The following is a 19,426-nucleotide window of genomic DNA, read 5'->3' on the forward strand; positions in this document are numbered from 1 at the left end:
CAATGTGGTCTTGCCCGACTGCCTGGGCCCGGTCAACGCCACGATGGGAAACCCCTTCGCAAGCCTTTTCAGGGTAGAGGTGGCCAGGCGCGGGATCATGGTCTTACAAATTTGAAATTGAACTTCAGATTTGTAATTCTAGCCCTTTCAATCCGCTACAGCACATCCCGCAGGCGGTGCCAGAGCATGCCCAGCGCCAGGCTGGGCGTTCGCAGCAGCGGCCCGCCGGGAAACCGGTGGTGCTGCAGCCGCGCGAACACATCGAAGCGTCCGGCCTGCCCGGCCACCGCTTCGGCCACCAGCTGCCCCGCCAGCCCGGTGAGCGCCACACCGTGGCCGCTGAACCCCTGCAGGTAGTAGACGTTGTCACCCAGCCGCCCGAAGTCGGGCGCGCGGTTCATGCTGATGTCCACAAACCCACCCCACACGAATTCGATCGGTGTCTGTGCCAGCGCCGGAAACACCTCGGCCATGCGCCTTGCCATCAAGGCGGAGAGGTTCGCCGGCGTGCGCGTGGTGTAGCTCACACGTCCGCCAAACAGCATGCGGTGATCGGCGCTGAAGCGGAAGTAGTCGAGCACGAAGTTGTTGTCGCACACCGCCGCGTTGCGCGGGATCAGGCGCGCGCAAAGTTCCGGGTCCAGCGGGGCGGTGCCCACGATGTAGGTGCCCACCGGCATGATGCGCGGCGCGATCTCGGGCGCGACCGCCGGCCCGTACTCGGGCAGCATGCAGTTGCCCGCGAGCACGGCAAAACGCGCCGTCACCTGGCCTTGCGCGGTGCTCGCCACCAGCGTGGCGCCGCGCTGCAACCCGGTCACCGCCGAGTGTTCGAAGATGCGCACGCCCGCGGCCTGCGCGGCGCGCGCCAGACCCAGCGCGTACTTGAGCGGGTGCAGGTGGCCCGAACGCTGTTCGCGCGCCGCGGCCACGTAACGCGGGCTGTTGATCAGGCGCGGCAGGTCGGCACCTTCGGCCCAGTCGATGTGAATGCCGCGTTGCTGCAGGCCTTCCATCTCTTCGTGCAGGGCGTTGCGCTTGCGCGCCGAGTCGGCTACGTACACATAACCATGCACGCGGTCGCAGGCTATGCCGTGCTGCGCGATGCGCGCGTCGATCAGGTCGATGGCCTCCAGCGACATGTCCCAGGCGCGCTGCGCATCTTCTTGGCCCAGTTGATCTTCAAACGGCCCTTGGCCACTCGCGTAGCCCACGATGGCCTGGCCCCCGTTGCGCCCGCTCGCGCCGCTGCCGATGCGCTCGGCCTCCAGCACCACCACCGAGAGCCCGCGCTCTGCGAGTTCAAGCGCGGCGCTCAGGCCGCTGAAGCCCGCGCCCACGACCACCACGTCCACGTTCAGCGACTCGGCCAGCGCCGGGCACGCCACTGGACGCTGCACGCTGGCTTCGTAGTAACTCTTCTGGTTGAGCTGGGTGTCGGAGCCGATGAGCGAGGCCATGTCAAAGACCTTTGCGTTTCGCAACCTGACCACTCAGGTAGGTCCACACAAACGTGGCCGCCGCGTTGCTGGTGAGTTCGGCGTGGTCGTAAGCCGGGGCCACCTCCACGCAGTCCATGCCCACCCAGTTCAGGTCGGCCAGCTCTTCCAGCAGGGTCAGCACCTGCGAACTCGTCATGCCGCCGGGCTCGGGCGTGCCGGTGCCGGGGGCGAAGGCCGGGTCCAGGCAGTCGATGTCCAGGGTGAGGTAGACCGGCCGCTGGCCGATGCGCGCGCGGATCGCGTCGATGGTGGGCTGCAGCCCCGCGCCGTCGAGCCCGCGCAAGGCCCGCGCGGTGAAGATCTGCCCGCCCTGGTCGGCCACGTACTCGCGCGCCGCGCGTTCACCGCTGGAGCGGATGCCGATCTGCACCGTGTGCGCCGCGCTCACCAGGCCCTCCTGCAGCGCCTCAAAGGTCCAGGTGCCGTGGCCCGAAGGTTCGCCGAAGTGGTCGCTCCAGGTGTCGCAATGCGCGTCGAAATGCACGAGCGCCAGCGGCTCGCCTCCGTGCCGCGCTTTCAAGGCGCGCAACAGCGACAGCGTCACCGAGTGGTCACCACCGAGAAACACGCAGTGGTGCTGCGCCATCAGCGCCGTGGCCTGCGCCTCGATGTGGCGGCGCACCTCGGGCAGCGGCGAGGCGTTGGGCAGGCGCATGTCGAGCGCATCGCCCAGATGATCCAGCGGCGACACGTTGAACACCGGGTGAATGCCGTCGCACAGCATCAGGCTGGCCGCGCGGATCGCCTGCGGGCCGAAGCGCGCGCCGGGGCGGTTGGTCACCACCCCGTCAAAGGGCACACCGGCCACCGCAAACGGCTGGTCGGCCAGCGGCGCGCAGCCCAGGAAACGGTTGCTGCTGTTGGCGTATGCGAACTGACCCATGGCCATGCTTGGTCCTCAAAGGGGTGGGGCGAATTGGAGCCAGAAGATACCCCCCGAGGGGCTGGGGGCGTGAGTCCAATTCGGCCCGGTGACCGGCGTCCACCCCAAGGCCCGGTTCACTTGCCGAACAGGTCTTTCAAGCCTTCGCCCAGGCGGTCGCCCAGGTTGGCGCCGGCGCCCGTGCCCACGCCCGGCATGAGCGCGGTGCCGATGGCCGCACCCAGCAGGGCCGAGCGGCTCAGGCTCACCGTGGGCTCGTCCACCGTGCCGCCCACCACCAGCGGCACACCCACCACGCCGCCGCCGGCGCCTTGGGTCACGTCCACCCGCACGCGGCCCGACAGGGCCTTGCTGGGTGCCACCGTCACCTCGCCCGTGGCCGCCAGCACACCCGAGCTGGCCACCAGGTTGCTCAGCTCGACGAGTTGCCCGCGCGTGCGCACCTGCCCGGCCAGCGTGTCCAGCTCGGTGCTGCCGCCGCGCGACAAACCCACCGTGGCCACCGCCTTGGCCAGATCCACACCCTGCAGCACCGCGTTGTTCACCGTGAAGCGGGTTTGGGTGCGCAGCGCGTCTGTGACCGACGCAGCACTCGCTTTGGGATTGATGCGCGCCGACAGCGTGGTGCTGGCGTCGAGCCGGCCGGTGAGCGTGCGGCTGGGCGCGGTCAGCGCCGAGACCTCGACACTGCGTGTTTCCAGCGTGCCTTCGAACACCAGGTCACGCGCCTTGGCGTTGGCCTCGGGCAGCGTCACCTTGAGTGGTCCCTGCAGCGTCCCGCCGCCCACGTCCACCTTCAGGTTCCACGCGGTGGCGTTGTCGGCTTCACGTTGCAGCGCCGCCTCGGTTCCTTCCAGCGCGCCGCGAACCACCGCCACAGCGGCCTTGGCCGGCCAGCCGTCCTCGTCCAGCGCCAGCTCCGCCTGCACCGTGCTGCTGCGGCCCTGCGCGCCGATCCAGGTCACGTTGTCGAGCACGATCTTGCGGGGCAGCCAGCTCAGGTCTGCGGTTTCGTCACCGGGTCCGGGCGCCGAAGACTTCTTGGCCGGGTCTTGAATGCGCGCACCCAGCATCACGATGGTGGCCTGCGGCAGCACCGCCTCGCGCACGACGAGGGTGGACACCGCGAGCCGGCCCTGCAACAGCGCCCACCACGCCGGCCGCGCTTCCACCCGCGCCAGCGTGAGGGCCGGCCTGGCCTGGATGTTCAAACCCTCCAGCGCCACCGCAGGCAGCGGAAACACGTCCACCGCCACGCGCGACAAGCTCACCGGCACGCCGAGCGCGGCGGTGGCCTCGCGCTCCACGCGCTGGCGAAAACCATCGCTGCCGGTCCACTGGCCCAAGGCGAACGCGGCCAGCAGCAGCAGCCCCGCCACCAGCCCCAGCGCAACCCCTGTCCAGATGAAAATTCGACGCATGGGCAGATTGTGCCCAGCGCATCAGAGCGCGCGCTGACGCAGGGCCAGGGCGGCACCGATCCACAGCGCCACGGCCGAGAACACCAGGCCTTCGCGCAAGCCCTGGGCACCGCTCGATCCGTCGGCAATGAAGCCCACCACCGTGGGCCCCACGATCTGCCCGGCCGCGAACACGATGGTGAACGCGCTGATGCCCGCGGCCCACTGGGCCGGTGGCAGGTTGTGCCGCACCAGCGCGGTGGTGGAGGCCACCACCGAGAGGAACACGCCGCCGAACAGCAGGCCCGACGCGATCACCAGCGGCGGCCAACTGGTGAGCGCCGGCACGATGGCCGCCAGCCCCAGCAGGGCGTTCAAGCGCGCCAGCGCCTGGCCGTTGCGGTGGCGGTCCAGCAAGCCGGCCCAGATGCGCGACGACGCGATCACCGCCAGGCCGAGCAGGGCGTAGAAGGTGGTGATGGCGGCCGACGAGCTGCCCTGCTCGCGCAGCAGCGCGATCACGAACGTCATGTAGCCGATGTAGCCCACGCCGAAGCCGGTGTACCCCGCGAGCGCAAACGCAAAGTCGCGCACGCGGAACACGCGGGCAGGCCCTGCGGCCGTGCTGGCCACTGGCGCGGGCTGGTTGCCCAGCACCCGCGCGGGCCAGGCCATCAGGGCCGTGGCGAGCAGGCACACCGCCGCCAGCAACCACCAGGCCCAGGCCCAGCCGTGCGGCTGCTGCGCAGCGGCGGCCAACACCGGCGGCACACCCAGCGCCGAGATCACGATGCCCAGCCCCGTGCCGCCGTAGTAGATGCCGAGCAGAAAGCCGCTGCGCTGCGGCTGGCGCGCGCCCAGCCGCGCGGCGAGCAGACCGCCCGCAATGAACACCAGGGCGCTGGCCACACCCGCCAGCAGGCGCTGTGCGAGCAGGGGTGTGGCCGCTGTGAAGAAGCCGCTCAAGGCCATGAACAACGAAGCGCCAAGCGAGCCAGCGATCAACAACGCCATTGGAGAAAACCGCCGCATCAGCCACGGCGTGGCCAGTGCGCCGACGAGGTAGCCCACCGCGTTGAAGGTGTTCATCGCGCCGGCCAGCGTGTAGCTCCAGCCCAGGTCGTCGCGCATGGGCGGCAGCAGCAGGCCGTAGGCAAAGCGGGTGATGCCCAGCGACACAGCAGCGCCGAGCGACAAGGCGAGCGCCAAGCGGATGTAAGGCGTGTGGTCGGGCACAGGGGTGGGTGGGTTCATGGCCGGGCCATTGTCGGTGCCAATTCCGGCGGAGCCGAGCCCACCACTGCGCCGTGGGCGACAACGAACACCGCGCCCGACGTAAGCTGATCGCCATGAACGACCTGGCCCCCGACACCCTGCGCGCGATCCAACACACCGAACGCGAACGTTTCATCAACAGCCACCCGCAGTCCATGGCGCTGGCGCACGCCGCACAGCAGCACTACCTGTTCGGCGTGCCGCTGCACTGGATGCGCGACTGGCCCAGCCCCGCCACGCTGTTTGTGGCGCAAGCGCAAGGCGCCACCCTCACCTGCGCCGACGGCGTGCGCTATGCCGACTTCTGCCTGGGCGACACGGGCGCCATGTTCGGCCACAGCCCGGTGCCGCTGGCCCGCGCCATCAGCGAGCAGGCCGCACGCGGCCTCACCTGCATGTTGCCCGCCACCAACGCAGCCGCCGTGGGCGCGTTGCTGGCCAACACCTTTGGCCTGCCCATGTGGCAGATGGCCTTGTCGGCCAGCGACGCCAACCGCTTCGTGCTCCGCTGGGCACGCGCCATCACCGGCCGCACGCAGCTGCTGGTGTTCGATGGTTGTTACCACGGCGCTGTGGACGACACGCTGGTCGACCTCGATATGGCCAGTGGCAACACGCTGCCACGCCCCTCGGTGCTGGGCCAGGTGCACAACCACGCGGCCTTCACACGCGTGGTGCCGTTCAACGACCTGCCGGCGCTCGAAACCGCGTTGAAACACGGCGACGTGGCCTGCCTGCTGGCCGAGCCCGCGCTCACCAACTTCGGCCTGGTGCCGCCCGCGCCCGGCTTCTGGGAACAGGCCCGTGCGCTCTGCCGCGAGCACGGCACTCTCTTTGTGTGTGACGAGACCCACACCATCTCCACCGCCCTGGGTGGCTACGCGCGCGCCCATCGACTGGAGCCGGACTTCATGGTGGTGGGCAAAGCCGTGGCCGGCGGATTGCCGTGCGCGGTGTACGGCTTCACGCAGACCGTGGCCGAGCGCATGGCGCAAACCAAGAACGCCGCGCCCGAAGGCCACAGCGGCATCGGCACCACGCTCGCCGGCAATGCGCTCACGCTGGCGGCGCTGCAAGCTTCGTTGGAACACCTGCACACCGCCGCCAACTACGACCACATGCTGGACCTGGCCGCGGTGTTGGAGCATGGCCTGCGCGAGCGCATCGCAACCGCAGGGTGGCCGTGGACCGTCACCCGCCTGGGCGCGCGCATGGAGCTGCAGTTCATGGCCCACACCCCGCGCAACGCGCAGGACGTGCGCGACCACGCACAGGGCGAGCTGGAGGCGCTGACCCACCTCTTCATGCTCAACCGCGGCGTGTTGCTCACACCCTTCCACAGCATGCTGCTGGTGTCACCGGCCACCACGCACGATGACGTGGCGCGGCTGCTGGCCGTGTTCGACGAACTGCTCGCTGCGCTCAGGGCTCCCCAACACCCACAGGGCTCGGCGCCCGCATCACGATCCGTGTGAACAGCCGGTCGAACTGCGGATCGCGCGCGCTCTTGTCGTTGAGCGGATCGCGGTGGGTGGCAAAGGCCACGTTGAGCGCGTGCCAGTCGGCATCGGTCAAGCCCTTTTCGGCCTCGGGCAGCAGCACGGTTTCTTCCAGCCGCATGTGGTCCAGGTAGAACTGCACATAACGCGTGGCCTCGGTCTCGAACGCCGAGCGCCGCGTCTCGCCCAGGTACTCCCAGGCCATCAGCAGGTGCATGAGTTCGCGCACCCGCACCTCGCCGGTCATGTGGTCGCTCTCCAGGCGTTCGATGGTCGCCATCACGTGCGGCGCCGCGCGCGCAATGCGCGGAAACAGCAGGTCCGATTCCTTGGGGTGGTGCAATTTTTCGGGGAACTCGTCGATATAGAACAGCATGGCGCGCAGCACATCGAAGTACTGCTCGGGCGCGTGTTTTCCGTCGGCGTCCGGCCCGCGCCGGACCATCTGCAGCATCGACTTCAACATGGCGGCCAGGCTGGCGTGTTCGTCCCGGATCACGCGCAGGGCTGAGTGGTGCATGGGGGGTGTCTCCTCGGGCCTCTTTCGGGTGGCCCAAGCTTCGCGCAAGACCCCGGCGAGCGCATTGACCTGCATCAACAAACGGCGTTCAGCGCTGCGGCGGTTTCCAGCGCTTGAGCAGCAAGGCGTTGCTCACCACACTCACCGAGCTCAGCGCCATGGCCGCCCCCGCCACCACCGGGCTCAGGAAACCAAGCGCCGCCAGCGGAATGCCGGCCACGTTGTAGGCGAAGGCCCAGAACAGGTTCTGCCGGATCTTGCTGACCGTGCGGCGCGAGATGTCGAGCGCGGCCGCCACCATCAGTGGATCACCGCGCATCAGCGTGATGCCGGCCGCGTGCATGGCCACGTCCGAGCTGCCGCCCTGGCTGTGGCTCATGGCCATGCCGACGTCGGCCGCTGCGAGTGCGGGCGCATCGTTCACGCCATCACCCACCATTGCAACGACGTGGCCGCCGTCCTTCAGTCGTTTGACCACCGCCGCCTTGTCGCCCGGCAAGACCTCGGCAATCACCTCACCCGCGTCGGCCCGCAAACCCAGGCGTGCGGCCATGGCCATGGCTGCGCCCTGGTTGTCGCCCGACACCATGAACAGCCGCATGCCGGCGGCGCGCAGCTCGGCAATGGCGGCTGCCGCGCCCGCCTTGGGTTCGTCGCCAAACGCCAGCAAGGCCAAGGGCGACCAGACGGTGCTGCCAGCAGCCTGGCTGACGAGCGCCGAGACCGTCGATCCTTGTTGTTGCAAGGCCTTCGCACGGTCGGACAACGGCCCCAGATCCACACCCAGTTCGTCCATCCAGCGCAAGCTGCCCAGCGCCAACACACTGCCCTGCACCACACCCTGGCTGCCCCGACCCGACACCGCTTGCACATCGGTGGCGGCGTCGGGCAACACCACCAGAGAACGGGCGGCAGCCGCTTCCATCACCGCACGCGCCAACGGGTGCGCGCTCTGCGCCTGCAAAGCTGCGGCGGCCTGCAACACGGCCAGCTCGTCCACCCCGGGTGCTGCCTCGATCACCAGCAACCGAGGATGCCCTTCGGTCAGCGTGCCCGTCTTGTCAAACGCCACGGTGTCGACCTGGTGTGCGATCTCCAGCGCCTGCGCGTCCTTGATCAAAATGCCGTGTTTCGCCGCCACACCGGTGCCCGCCATGATGGCCGCCGGTGTGGCCAGCCCCAGGGCACACGGGCAAGCAATCACCAGCACCGCCACCGCGTGGATCAAGGCCGCCTCCATCGGAGCACCCGCCCACAGCCAGCCCAGCATCGTGACCACTGCAATCACCAGCACCACCGGCACGAACACGGCCGCCACCTGGTCCACCAAACGCTGCACCGGTGCCTTGCCGGCCTGCGCGTCCTGCACCAGCGCAATGATCTGCGCGAGCACACTCTGCGCGCCGATGGCGCGCACCTTCACATCGACCGCGCCCTCGCCGTTGAGCGAGCCACCAGTCACCCCATCGCCCACGTCCTTGGGCACCGGCATGGCCTCGCCCGTGAGCATGGATTCATCGGCCTGCGTGCTGCCTTGCACCACCGTGCCGTCAGCCGCAAAACGTTCACCCGGTAACACCCGCACCACATCGCCGGGCAGCAGTTCGTCCACCGCCACATCGGTGATCTCGGTGCGGCGGATGCCGTCGGGCAGCAGGTGCGCGCGCTCGGGTCGCAAGGACTGCAAGGCGCGGATGGCGCTGGTGGTCTGGCGCTTGGCGCGCGCTTCCAGCCACTTGCCCAGCAGCACCAGCGTAATCACCACCGCCGACGCCTCGAAGTACAGGTGCAGCATCTCGCCCGGCTCCGAGCGCCACCACAGCCACATGGACAGCGCCCAGGCCGCCGTGGTGCCGATGGACACCAGCAGCTCCATGTTGCCGGTGCGCGCCTTGAGCGCGTGCCATCCAGCGCGGTAGAAGCGCGCACCCAGCACAAACTGCACCGGCGTGGCCAGCACGAACTGCATCCAGGCCGAGAGCATCCAATGCTGACCGAACAGATCACCCACCATGGGCAACACGAGCGGTGCCGACAGCACGATACCGATCAACACCGGCAGAAAATCGACCGGCACACCCATCCAGCGCGCATCGGATGCTTCATCCATGGCTTCCATCGTTCGGGGCTCATAGCCCGCGTCGCGCACCGCACGTTTGATGCGTGCCGCCGACTCGGGTGTCTCACCCTCTTTCAAGAGCACCCGCGCCGATTCGGTGGCCAGGTTCACCGTGGCGTCCAGCACGCCGGGTTGTTTTTTCAAAGCCTTCTCGACCCGCAGCACACAAGAAGCGCAGGTCATGCCACCAATGCCCAGATCGATCTGGGCAGGGGCAACGGGTGTGGTGATCGTGTTCATGGGGTCAGCATAAGCTTTACCACCGTGGGAAGGTCAAGCACTTTCATTCGCTTGACCTTCACACCATGTCAAGGATGACAATGGATCTTTTCAACCCATTCAAGGAATCACCATGAATGAAATCTTCACCGTGCAGGGCATGACCTGCGGTCATTGCGAAAAAGCCGTGACCACCGCCATCAAGTTGCTCGATCCCCAGGCGCAGGTCACCATCGACCGGGCCCAAAACCGCGTGGAAGTGAACACCACCCAGCCCCGCGATGCCGTGGCCGAAGCCATTCGCGAAGAGGGCTACGAGGTGGCGGTCTGAGTGCCATGAAAGAGGATGACATCGACCACCGGACCGCCTGGCCGGTGAACATCGGACGGGCCGCCGAACTCAGCGGCATCTCGCCCAAGATGCTGCGCCACTACGAAACCCTGGGTCTGCTGGGCGATGTGGTGCGCACCGACAGCAACTACCGCCAGTACAGCCTGGCCGATGTGCATTCGCTGCGCTTCATCCGCCGCGCACGCGACATGGGTTTTGGCCTGGACGCCATCGCCGAGCTGGTGAGCCTCTGGCACAACCGCAAACGCAGCAGCGCCAGCGTCAAGCGAATCACGCAAAAACACCTGGGCGACCTGACCCAGCGCATCGAAGCCCTGCAGGCCATGCAGCGCACGCTGGGCGGCCTCATGAACCTGTGCCCGGGCGACGGGCGACCCGACTGCCCGATCCTGGACGACCTGGCCCACCCGGCCGAACCGCTCTGTGCAGCAGCGCAAACAGGCACAAAACTTTACAAGCCCGCCACACCGGCCGCACCGCGCAGAAACACCCGCTGACCACACTGAAGCCATTCCACAGCCCACCGACCCAAGCTGTGGTGACTCTTCTTCAACGGTCACAAGGAGTGAACATGACATCGATTCCCAAGCGCGCCCTGATGGCCGCTGCCCTGGCAGCCGCCTTTGCCGGCCTCTCGGCCACCGCCATCGCCCAGAACACCACGGCAGCTCCCGCAGCACCGGCCTCCACCCAGCAGGCGCAGGAAGGCGCCCAGGAAGGCCAGCGCGACGCCAAACGCGCCGAGCGCCTGGCCCGCATGCAGAAACACATGGCCGAACGCCGGGCGGCCCTGAAAGCCGAACTGAAGATCACCGCCCAGCAGGAACCCGCCTGGAACGCCTTTGTGGCGCGCACCGCACCCGAAGCCCGTCCGGCCCGCCAGGGTCCGCGGGAAGACTGGTCCAAGCTGACCACGCCCCAGCGGCTGGACAAGATGGCGGCCCTGAAAGCCGAGCGCGATGCCCGCATGGCTCAACTCCACGACGCGATCAAGAGTTTCTACGCCGCGCTCAACGCCGAGCAGCAGAAAGTATTCGATGCGAAACAGATGCAGGGTTTTCAGCGCGCCGGCATGAAAGGCCACGGCAAGGGACACCACAACCACCACGGCGGTGGCCACCACCGCATGAGCGGCACGGTCTGATCGGCTGCAAAGCCGATGGCTTTCTGTGTTTCTTGTTCTTATGAATTCTTTTAATTCAAGATAGCAGTAGTAGTAGAGGGCGCTGTCCGCTGTGGACAAGCGCCCTTTCTCCTGTCGGATCAAGGACTTGCATCCGTGCCAAGTCTGTGTGGAGCACCCTGGACCCGAACCACGCAAAAAAGGACAACTGCCCAAAACGCACTGGGTTTGTGGATAAGTCGTTGGTTGTTCAAAAGATATACACAGGCTTGTTGAGAAATGCCTGTGAAACATGCCCTGACACCTGGGCACAAGCGCTTGCCGGGGGGCCGCGGCCCGGCTGTTAAACTGCGCCGCTTCACGACCGACCCCGGTGCTGCGCACCGCCCGCGCCGACTGCCTTTTTTGTGAGCCTGTTTCGCCCATGTCTGTTGCCCTCGCAGGAAACGCGCCCACCACCTTCGAAATCAAGAGCGCGCACCTGCCCCTGGTGGCGCTCATGCTCAAGTCGTCCAACCTGGAGCGCCTGGCGCAGGAGCTGACCCAGCGCTTCGGCGACATGCCCGACTTCTTCGACAACGACCCGCTGGTCATCGACCTGCACCCGCTGAACGTGGCCGAGGCCAACGCCTTGCCCGATTTCGGCGCCTTGCAGGCGCTGCTGCGCCAATACCGCCTGGTGCCGCTGGCCGTGCGTGGCGGCACCATCGAACAGACCCGTCTGGCCCTGGCCGCTGGCCTCACGAACGCGCCTGATGCGTCGGTGCAGCGCGCCGCACCCGCTGTGCAGCCCACCGAGATTTCTGCCCCTCAGGAACCGGTGGCCACGCCGGCACCCGCGCCCGGCGCCCTGGTGATCGACAAGCCCTTGCGCTCTGGCCAGCAGATCTACGCGCGTGGGCGCGACTTGGTGGTGATGGCCATGGTCAACCCCGGTGCGGAGGTGATTGCCGACGGCCACATCCATGTGTACGCACCGCTGCGCGGCAAGGCCATTGCCGGTGCGCGCGGCAACGCCGACGCGCGCATCTTTGCACTCGGCATGGCGCCCGAGCTGATCTCCATTGCCGGCATTTACCGCACCAGTGAGGTGGCCCTGCCCGAATCGATCCAGGGCAAAACGGCGCAGGTGCGCCTGGTGCCCGGACCCGACGGCGACAAGCTGCTGATCGAGGCCATCAGCGCCTGATCCACCCCCATTTTTCGAACAGAAGGACCTTCACCATGACCAAAATCGTTGTCGTCACCTCCGGCAAGGGCGGTGTGGGCAAGACCACCACCAGCGCCAGCTTTGCCTCCGGCCTCGCCTTGCGTGGCCACAAGACCGCCGTGATCGACTTCGACGTCGGCCTGCGCAACCTCGACCTGATCATGGGTTGCGAGCGCCGCGTGGTGTACGACCTGATCAACGTGATCCAGGGCGAAGCCAACCTGAATCAGGCGCTGATCAAGGACAAGCAGTGCGACAACCTGTTCGTGCTGGCCGCCAGCCAGACGCGCGACAAGGACGCACTGAGCCAGGAAGGCGTGCACAAGGTGCTGACCGACCTGTCCGCCATGGGCTTCGAGTACATCGTCTGCGACTCGCCCGCCGGCATCGAAACCGGCGCGCTGATGGCCATGCACTACGCCGACGAAGCACTGATCGTCACCAACCCCGAAGTCTCCAGCGTGCGCGACTCCGACCGCATCCTGGGCATGCTGGGCAGCAAGACCCAGCGCGCCATTGAAGGCAAGGAACCCATCAAGGAACACCTGCTGATCACGCGCTACAACCCCACGCGTGTGGCCGACGGCCAGATGCTCTCGCTCGAAGACATCCAGGACATCCTGCGCATCAAACTCATCGGCGTGATTCCGGAGAGCGAAAACGTGCTGACCGCGTCCAACCAGGGCACGCCGGCCATCCACCTCAAAGGCACCGACGTGGCCGAGGCCTACAGCGACGTGATCGACCGTTTTCTGGGCGCCGACAAGCCGCTGCGCTTCATCGATGCGCAGAAGACCGGTTTCTTCAAACGCCTGTTCGGGGGGAAATGACGCATGTCGATCTTTTCCTTTCTGCTCGGCGAGAAGAAAAAAACCGCCAGCGTCGCCAAGGAGCGGCTGCAGATCATCCTGGCCCACGAGCGCAACGGCCGCAGCGCGTCCGAACCCGACTATCTGCCCGCGCTGCAGCGTGAGCTGGTCGCGGTGATCAGCAAGTACATCAAGATCAACCCGGACGACATCAAGGTCCAGCTCGACCGCCAGGACAACCTGGACGTGCTCGAAGTCAAGATCGAATTGCCCGACAGGAAATAAGGCCCCCACGCTCCGCCGCTGCGCGGGTCGCTGCCCCCCGAGGGGGCTGAGCCTGCCTTGGGGGCGGCCCGGCGGCTGGCTCGTTGGCCCCCACGCTCCCCCGCTGCGCGTGGTCCGCTGCCCCCACGTTGCGCACTGCGGGTGAGAAAAGTGTTGGCGTGCTATCATGCGCGTTCGCCTTGAGCGACCAGCCGCGTCCAAGCCTCCGGGCCCAAACGCACCGCCCCCGGCAGAGGGGCTGCTGGTCCAGCCCCTACAAGGTGCGCCACCCCGCTCTCTCACAGCACCGTGGCCTTTCCCTCCCTGCTTTGCCCGAACCCCTGCCGTGGTTCGTGCGCCGGTCCGGTCGATGGTTTCTTGCCTCGACCCGTGTCCGGATCAGGCGGTGAGACACCCCGGCGCTGGGGCTGCCAATGGTTCTTGATTTTTTGATTCGGGTCTTTCCGACGCAGTGGCGAACGCCACGCGCCCTGGCCCCACGATGTTTTTGATGATTCACACGATTTCCACGATTCCGACCACGATTCCCTCCCCACTCACCGTGGGCAAGTACCGCATCGCGGCCATGCCACGCGCCCTGCCCGGCGGCCAGTTTGCTGCCCAGGTGTCCATTGCCAGCGGTGTCGGCAGCGCGTCCACCGCCCGCGTCATGCGCTTCGACAGCGCCTTTCCCACCCACGCCGCCGCTGCCGACTACGGCCTGGCGCAGGGCATCGACTGGGTGCACGACACCACCCGTCTGGCGGCCCGCCCGAACTGAACCGTACACTTCAAGCAAAGGAAACACCATGGCCAAAGAAGAACTGATCGACATGATGGGCATCGTCAACGAGGTGCTGCCCGACACGCGCTTTCGTGTGACGCTGGACAACGGTCACCAGCTGATTGCGTATTCCGCCGGCAAGATGAAGAAAAACCACATCCGCATCCTCGCGGGTGACCGGGTGTCGCTCGAACTCTCGCCCTACGACCTGACCAAGGGCCGCATCAACTTCCGCCACATCGAAGGCCGCGGCCCGATGGTGCCGCGCAAGCCGCGCTGATCCTTTTCTGAGTCGGTTTTGACAGCGCCCGGGCCGGCGCTGTTTTGCTTTGTGCGCCGCCTTACACGGTGGCGCTCGTGCGCGCCCGGCGCGCACGCACGGCCGCGGCCAGGCCTTGCAGCACCGGCACGGTTTGTTCGAACGAGATGCAGGCATCGGTGACGCTCACGCCGACCCGCAGCGCCTGCCCCGGCACGATGTCCTGCCGACCTTCAAACAGGTGGCTCTCGATCATCACGCCCACGATGCGACCATCGCCCGCCGCCACCTGAGCAGCGACGTCCGCCGCCACCTCGATCTGCTTGCTGTGCTGTTTGCTGCTGTTGGCGTGGGACACGTCCACCATCACCTGCTCGCGCAAGCCGGCCTTGTGCAGCAAGGCACAGGCCGCGCTCACATCGGCCGCGCTGTAGTTGGGTTGTGCGCCGCCGCGCAGGATCACGTGGCAATCGTCGTTGCCACGCGTCTCGAAAATCGCGGCCTGGCCCATCTTGGTCATGCCCATGAAGGCGTGTGAGGCCTGGGCGGCCTGGATCGCGTCCGACGCCACCTTCACGCCACCGTCGGTGCCGTTCTTGAAACCCACCGGACAGCTCAGACCACTGGCGAGCTGGCGGTGGCTCTGGCTCTCGGTGGTGCGCGCCCCGATCGCGCCCCAGCTCACCAGATCGCTGATGAACTGGGGGCTGAGCAGGTCCAGGAACTCCGTGCCCACCGGCAGGCCCAGCGCCAGGATGTCGAGCAACAAGGTGCGCGCCATTTCCAGGCCCTCGTTGATCGCAAAGCTGCCATCGAGGTGCGGGTCGTTGATATAGCCCTTCCAGCCCACGGTGGTGCGCGGCTTCTCGAAGTACACGCGCATCACCACCAACAAGTCGTCCTGCAGTGCGTCGGCCTGTTCCTTGAGCTGGTGGGCGTAGTCAATGGCCTGGGTGTGGTCGTGGATGGAACACGGCCCGACCACCACCACCAGGCGATCGTCCTGCCCGTGCAACACGCGCGAGATGGCCTCGCGGCTGTGCTGCACCACAGCCTGGGCGTCGGCGTTGGCGGGTTGCCACTCCTGCAGCAGGGCGGGCGTGATCAGGGGGCGAACCGCGCTGATGCGCAGGTCGTCGATGCGGGTGGTGTCCAGCGTGGAAGGGGTGGTGGCGTGGGTTTTCATGGGGATGGACGGCCGGCGGAAGGGGAAGGGCGGCGAAGGCCGCAATTGCGTGGTGATGGGTGCCTATTTTGCGGCTTGCCCGATTCAAGAAGTGCCGGGTCCAGACCGAAACACATGAACAGCGCTGCCTTCAGCGCAACCGTCTGAAAGGTCTCCCATGAAAAACATGCCCTCCGTTGCCGCCCTGTGGGTGGGCCTGGCGTTCGCTGCGCCCGCTGCGCATGCCGAGTCGTCGTCCACCACGCTGGACCTCACCCCGGTGTCCAACGCCCAGCTCTGGCTCAACGTGGGCGGCTTCTCGCGTCACTTTCACCGCGACGCCGGCTACAACGAGAACAACCTGGGCATCGGCATCGAATACCGGACCAGTCCTGAAATCTCGTACATGGCGGGCAGCTACTACAACAGCGTTCGCAAGAACACGGCCTACGCGGCGGTCAACTGGCAACCCTGGACGGTCGGACCGTTCAAGCTGGGTGCGGCGGTGGGTCTGATGAATGGCTATCCGGCCATGAACCGGGGCGGCCATTTCTTCGCCGCGCTGCCCATGGCCACCTACGAGGGCGAGCGCTTTGGTCTCAACATCGGATTGATCCCGTCCATCAAGAACGTGGATGGTGCGGTGATCGTGCAGTTCAAGCTGCGCGTGAACTGATCGCTTCGGGAACTCGCCGCGCGCTGAAGAAGCGCGGCAACTGGTTGCGCGCGCACCGCTGCAGTCCCATGAGGAAATCGTGGTCCGGCCGATCCACACCATGCTGCGTGTGCAGGTCGTGCTGGATGCGCGCCAGCAGCTCGGCCGCCATCTCGGCGTCGGCCATGGCGCGGTGGGCCTGGCCCGTGCGCGGCAGATGAAAAAAATCCACCAGCGAGCCCAGCTTGTGGCTGGGTGCCTGCGGGTACAGCCGGCGCGAGAGCAGCACGGTGCAGGCAAAGGCGTGGGGCGCAGGCTCGCCGGCCAGCGCCAGCTCGGCCTGCCAGTAGCGGCGGTCAAAAGACGCGTTGTGCGCCACCATCGGCACCGGCCCGACGAAGCGTGCCGCGTCGCGCATCACGGTCTCGGCGGCGGGCGCCCGGGCCACCATGTCGTTGGTGATGCCGGTGAGCTGCGTGATGAACGACGGAATGCGCACACCGGCGTTCATGAGGCTTTGAAACCGGTCCACCACCCGGCCCTGCTCGGTGATGACGATGGCCACCTCGGTGGCGCGGTCCCCCAGAGACGGCGAGATGCCGGTGGTTTCAAAGTCGATGACGGCGATCGGAGAGGGCATGAAGGACGGCGCGGCGGCAGCAAGGAAAGCCGTGAGCTTAGCCTTGCTGCGACGCTTCCTGCGCATCGGCCTCGGTCTGTGCCTTGCAGGGCAGTTCGGCCACGATGTGCGTGCCCTGTCCCGGGCTGCTGTGGATGGTGAGGTGCCCGGCGTGGGACTCCACGCGCACGCGCATGCCGATCAGGCCGTGGTGGCGGGCCGGCACGTTGGCCGCGTTGAAGCCGCAGCCGTTGTCGCGAACGCTCACCCGGACCCAGTCGCCCCGGGGCTCCAGATCCACCCACACCTGTCGGGCCCGTGCGTACTTGCTGATGTTGGTCAGCGATTCCTGCACCAGCCGGAAGACGGTCAGCTCGCATTCCTTGTCCAGGCTCGCGGCTTGCAGTCCGGTGTGCACAGCGATGCCCAGGCTGCTGGCCGCGTCCTGGCACAACACGTCCAGCGCGGGCACCAGACCGAGCTGGTCCAGCGATGACGGGCGCAGGTTTTCGATGATGCGGCGTTTCACCGCAATGCCTTCGTTGAGGCGCTGCTCGATGCCGCCCATGCGCTCCAGCGCGGAGGTGGGCATCTCCGTCACGCGGCGCAGACGCGCCAGCTCCAGCTTCATGGCGGTGAACAGGCCGCCGAGTTCGTCGTGCAGCTCGCGTGCCAGACGACCGCGCTCGTCCTCCCGCGTGTTGACCAGGTGCCCGGCGAGCTCGCGCAACTCGGCGGTGCGCAGCGCCACCTGCGATGCCAGGTACTGGCTCTCGCGCGCTTTCTGCTCGTCGCTGTAGCGCAGCTGGCGTGTGAACAGCACCAGGCCCAGCACCGAGATCAGCACCAGCAGGTGCAGCGCCACGCGGTTGAACATGATGGCGTCGAAGAGCGAGGCGCGCGCGCTGTCCTGCAGCGCGGCGGCACGCCCCAGCACCAGATCGAATTCGCCGCGCAGGTCGGCGTAGCTGGTGCGGCCCCGGTCGCTGCTGGCCATCAGGCGGGCCTGTGTGCGCTGGCCGCGCTCGGCCGCGTCCATCCACTGCTCCATGGCGGTCACGCGGGCCTGGATGCGCATGCGCACCGCCTCCACCGACACGGTGCGCAGGGTGTCCACGTCGGCGATCAGCTGGAAGGCGCCGCGCTGCGCTTCGGCCAGCAGGCCGATCGATTTTCGATAGTCGTCGCGGTCGGCCGCCTGGCCGTTGATGAGGAAGGCGCGCGCCGAGGTTTCGGCATCGGTGAGGTGCTGCAGCACGTGCCCGGCCTGCAGCCTGGCGTCGGTCAGTGCGATGCCCTGGGCCAGCGTGGCGCGGGAATGCTGGAACGCGCCCTCGATGACCACCACGGCAACCACCGCCAGGGCCAGCACCACCGGCATCACATACCGCGTGCGCGCCACGCGCTCGATCGACGACTTGATCATTCCGGCTCCGGTGGCCCCGCGTGGCGCTGGCCTTGTGGTTCTGAATCTAACGCAGCTCACCCGGTTGCGTGGCCGAGCCATCGGACACGCGGGCGCAATAGGCAATCAGGTCGTCCAGCTGACACGATTTGTCAAACACGCGATCGGCACCGAGCACCGCGCAGCGTTGGCGGATGTCGGCGGTGGCGTAGTTGGTGAGCACCACGGTGCGTGCGCCCAGACGGGCGTCTTGCGCCGCCTTGAGCACGCCCAGGCCCGAGCCCGAGCGCAGGAAGATGTCGACGATCAGGAGATCGAGCGCGGCGCCGTCTTCACGCAGCCAGCGCACCGCGCCCATCTCATCGATCGCATGGCCCACCACCTCCACCTCGGTCAACTCCTGCAGGGTGGAGACCAGGTTGTCGTAGATGACCTTGTTGTCTTCGACGATGAAGGTTTTCAGCGGGGGCATGGCGGTGTGGTTGTGAAAACGAAGCCGGGGCGCCGATGCATTGCTGCGTCGCGCGCCCCTGTGAGCGTCGTTGAAAAAGCCCGTCGCGTCTGTAGGCGACGTCCTACAGCGCGTAAGGCAGGGCCGTGATCAGCGCACCAGGATGTCGTTGCGCACCGCTTGCACGCCGGGGGTGGATCGGGCGATCCGCTCGGCGGTTGCGCGCTCGTCGGTCGACTTGGCAAAGCCCGAGAGCTGCACCGTGCCCTTGAGCGTTTCCACGCTGATCGAGGTGGCGCTGACCGACTTGTCCTCGGCCATGCGGGCCTTCACCCGGGTGGTGATGGTGGCGTCGTCGATGTAGGAGCCCACGGTCTGCTGGTCGCGGGCGACCGCGCAGCCGGTGAGTTGAACGAGAGAGACGGTGGCCGCAACGGCCAGCACGGCGTGTGCAATTTTCATGGTGTCCTCCAGGTGTCGAAATGGTTGTTGTGGCGAATGGTCAGCTGTTCTTCGCCACGGTCAGGCGGTTCTCCACCGTCACCACGCCGTCCACGGCGGCGGCCAGGGTGGTGGCGCGCTGGCGCGAAGCTTCGTCGGGCGCGGTACCGGTGAGCTCCACATTGCCGGCTTCGGTGTCCACGTCGATCTTCAGCGCGCTGAGCTTGTCGTCGGCGGCCAGGGCGGCGTTCACCTTGGCGGTGATGGCCATGTCGGTGGCGCTCTCGGCCACGTTGTCGGCGGCCTTGGCGCCAGCGGCCTGCATGTCGTTGGCGGCCACCTGGGCGTCGTTCTTCATCTCCGTGGCGGCCGATTGCACGGTGGCCACCGAGTTGTCGACCTGCTGGCCCACGGTGGTGTCGTCAACTTTCTCGCCGCAGGCGGCGATCAGCACGGTGGCCGCAGCGGCGGC

22 protein-coding genes are annotated in these 19,426 nt (G+C 67.2%); 10 read left to right on the forward strand and 12 right to left on the reverse strand.

Features of this window, described 5'->3' with window-relative positions:
• Positions 1–155: 155 nt before the first annotated feature.
• The 4 genes from ACN4F8_RS02415 to ACN4F8_RS02430 form a co-directional block, all read right to left on the reverse strand.
• Positions 156–1,460 (reverse strand): NAD(P)/FAD-dependent oxidoreductase, encoded by a 1,305-nt coding sequence (locus ACN4F8_RS02415; RefSeq protein ID WP_419472128.1) that lies wholly within the window; start codon positions 1,458–1,460, stop codon positions 156–158.
• A gap of 1 nt (position 1,461) precedes the next feature.
• Positions 1,462–2,391, reverse strand: coding sequence for an agmatinase (speB, locus tag ACN4F8_RS02420; protein ID WP_419472129.1), 930 nt, complete (start codon positions 2,389–2,391; stop codon positions 1,462–1,464).
• A gap of 110 nt (positions 2,392–2,501) precedes the next feature.
• Positions 2,502–3,806 carry a hypothetical protein gene (locus tag ACN4F8_RS02425; protein ID WP_419472130.1) on the reverse strand — a complete coding sequence of 435 codons (1,305 nt, stop codon included), beginning with the start codon at positions 3,804–3,806 and terminating at the stop codon, positions 2,502–2,504.
• A 21-nt stretch (positions 3,807–3,827) separates the two neighbouring features.
• Positions 3,828–5,039 carry a YbfB/YjiJ family MFS transporter gene (locus ACN4F8_RS02430; protein WP_419472131.1) on the reverse strand — a complete coding sequence of 404 codons (1,212 nt, stop codon included), beginning with the start codon at positions 5,037–5,039 and terminating at the stop codon, positions 3,828–3,830.
• 95 nt (positions 5,040–5,134) lie between these two features.
• Here ACN4F8_RS02430 and ACN4F8_RS02435 point away from each other — a divergent pair, with 95 nt between their 5' ends.
• Positions 5,135–6,535 (forward strand): aspartate aminotransferase family protein, encoded by a 1,401-nt coding sequence (locus ACN4F8_RS02435; protein WP_419472132.1) that lies wholly within the window; start codon positions 5,135–5,137, stop codon positions 6,533–6,535.
• Here the strand turns inward: ACN4F8_RS02435 and ACN4F8_RS02440 are convergent.
• Together ACN4F8_RS02440 and ACN4F8_RS02445 are read right to left on the reverse strand one after the other, a co-directional pair.
• Positions 6,483–7,079 carry a hemerythrin domain-containing protein gene (locus ACN4F8_RS02440; protein ID WP_419472133.1) on the reverse strand — a complete coding sequence of 199 codons (597 nt, stop codon included), beginning with the start codon at positions 7,077–7,079 and terminating at the stop codon, positions 6,483–6,485. The genes ACN4F8_RS02435 and ACN4F8_RS02440 overlap by 53 nt on opposite strands.
• A gap of 88 nt (positions 7,080–7,167) precedes the next feature.
• Positions 7,168–9,438 (reverse strand): heavy metal translocating P-type ATPase, encoded by a 2,271-nt coding sequence (locus tag ACN4F8_RS02445; RefSeq protein ID WP_419472134.1) that lies wholly within the window; start codon positions 9,436–9,438, stop codon positions 7,168–7,170.
• Between the two features lie 112 nt (positions 9,439–9,550).
• Here ACN4F8_RS02445 and ACN4F8_RS02450 point away from each other — a divergent pair, with 112 nt between their 5' ends.
• The 8 genes from ACN4F8_RS02450 to infA all read left to right on the forward strand — a co-directional run bounded on the left by ACN4F8_RS02450 (position 9,551) and on the right by infA (position 14,239).
• Complete coding sequence (locus ACN4F8_RS02450; protein WP_419472135.1) at positions 9,551–9,748, forward strand: heavy-metal-associated domain-containing protein; 198 nt, start codon at positions 9,551–9,553, stop codon at positions 9,746–9,748.
• A gap of 5 nt (positions 9,749–9,753) precedes the next feature.
• Complete coding sequence (gene cueR / locus ACN4F8_RS02455; protein WP_419472136.1) at positions 9,754–10,266, forward strand: Cu(I)-responsive transcriptional regulator; 513 nt, start codon at positions 9,754–9,756, stop codon at positions 10,264–10,266.
• 74 nt (positions 10,267–10,340) lie between these two features.
• Positions 10,341–10,913, forward strand: a complete 573-nt coding sequence (locus ACN4F8_RS02460; RefSeq protein WP_419472137.1) for a Spy/CpxP family protein refolding chaperone — start codon at positions 10,341–10,343, stop codon at positions 10,911–10,913.
• A 403-nt stretch (positions 10,914–11,316) separates the two neighbouring features.
• Positions 11,317–12,081, forward strand: coding sequence for a septum site-determining protein MinC (minC, locus tag ACN4F8_RS02465; protein ID WP_419472138.1), 765 nt, complete (start codon positions 11,317–11,319; stop codon positions 12,079–12,081).
• Positions 12,082–12,116: 35 nt separating this feature from the next.
• Complete coding sequence (minD, locus tag ACN4F8_RS02470) at positions 12,117–12,932, forward strand: septum site-determining protein MinD (protein ID WP_419472139.1); 816 nt, start codon at positions 12,117–12,119, stop codon at positions 12,930–12,932.
• Positions 12,933–12,935: 3 nt separating this feature from the next.
• A complete protein-coding gene (gene minE / locus ACN4F8_RS02475; protein ID WP_056265121.1) occupies positions 12,936–13,196 on the forward strand; it encodes a cell division topological specificity factor MinE in 261 nt (86 codons plus the stop codon).
• Between the two features lie 490 nt (positions 13,197–13,686).
• Positions 13,687–13,956 carry a hypothetical protein gene (locus ACN4F8_RS02480; protein WP_419472140.1) on the forward strand — a complete coding sequence of 90 codons (270 nt, stop codon included), beginning with the start codon at positions 13,687–13,689 and terminating at the stop codon, positions 13,954–13,956.
• A gap of 28 nt (positions 13,957–13,984) precedes the next feature.
• Positions 13,985–14,239, forward strand: coding sequence for a translation initiation factor IF-1 (gene infA / locus ACN4F8_RS02485; RefSeq protein ID WP_056265133.1), 255 nt, complete (start codon positions 13,985–13,987; stop codon positions 14,237–14,239).
• A 61-nt stretch (positions 14,240–14,300) separates the two neighbouring features.
• Here the strand turns inward: infA and ACN4F8_RS02490 are convergent, their stop codons facing one another.
• Complete coding sequence (locus ACN4F8_RS02490; RefSeq protein ID WP_419472141.1) at positions 14,301–15,404, reverse strand: 3-deoxy-7-phosphoheptulonate synthase; 1,104 nt, start codon at positions 15,402–15,404, stop codon at positions 14,301–14,303.
• A gap of 157 nt (positions 15,405–15,561) precedes the next feature.
• On the opposite strand from ACN4F8_RS02490, the gene ACN4F8_RS02495 reads away from it, so the two are divergent.
• Positions 15,562–16,059, forward strand: a complete 498-nt coding sequence (locus tag ACN4F8_RS02495; protein WP_419472142.1) for a hypothetical protein — start codon at positions 15,562–15,564, stop codon at positions 16,057–16,059.
• On the opposite strand, the gene ACN4F8_RS02500 is transcribed toward ACN4F8_RS02495, so the two are convergent.
• From ACN4F8_RS02500 to ACN4F8_RS02520, 5 genes are all read right to left on the reverse strand, one after another.
• On the reverse strand, positions 16,040–16,678 hold the full coding sequence (locus tag ACN4F8_RS02500; protein ID WP_419472143.1) for a PolC-type DNA polymerase III: 639 nt from the start codon (positions 16,676–16,678) through the stop codon (positions 16,040–16,042). The two genes, ACN4F8_RS02495 and ACN4F8_RS02500, sit on opposite strands and share 20 nt — an antisense overlap.
• A gap of 37 nt (positions 16,679–16,715) precedes the next feature.
• Entirely contained in the window at positions 16,716–18,083 is a 1,368-nt protein-coding gene (locus ACN4F8_RS02505) for an ATP-binding protein (RefSeq protein ID WP_419472144.1), read from the reverse strand.
• 46 nt (positions 18,084–18,129) lie between these two features.
• A complete protein-coding gene (locus ACN4F8_RS02510; RefSeq protein ID WP_419472145.1) occupies positions 18,130–18,534 on the reverse strand; it encodes a response regulator in 405 nt (134 codons plus the stop codon).
• 129 nt (positions 18,535–18,663) lie between these two features.
• A complete protein-coding gene (locus ACN4F8_RS02515) occupies positions 18,664–18,975 on the reverse strand; it encodes a BON domain-containing protein (protein WP_419472146.1) in 312 nt (103 codons plus the stop codon).
• Between the two features lie 40 nt (positions 18,976–19,015).
• A partial coding sequence (locus ACN4F8_RS02520; RefSeq protein WP_419472147.1) for a BON domain-containing protein occupies positions 19,016–19,426 on the reverse strand: 411 nt, incomplete at its 5' end.

The sequence above is a fragment of the Hydrogenophaga sp. genome, from assembly GCF_048549895.1.
Taxonomy (GTDB): Bacteria; Pseudomonadota; Gammaproteobacteria; order Burkholderiales; family Burkholderiaceae_C; genus Hydrogenophaga.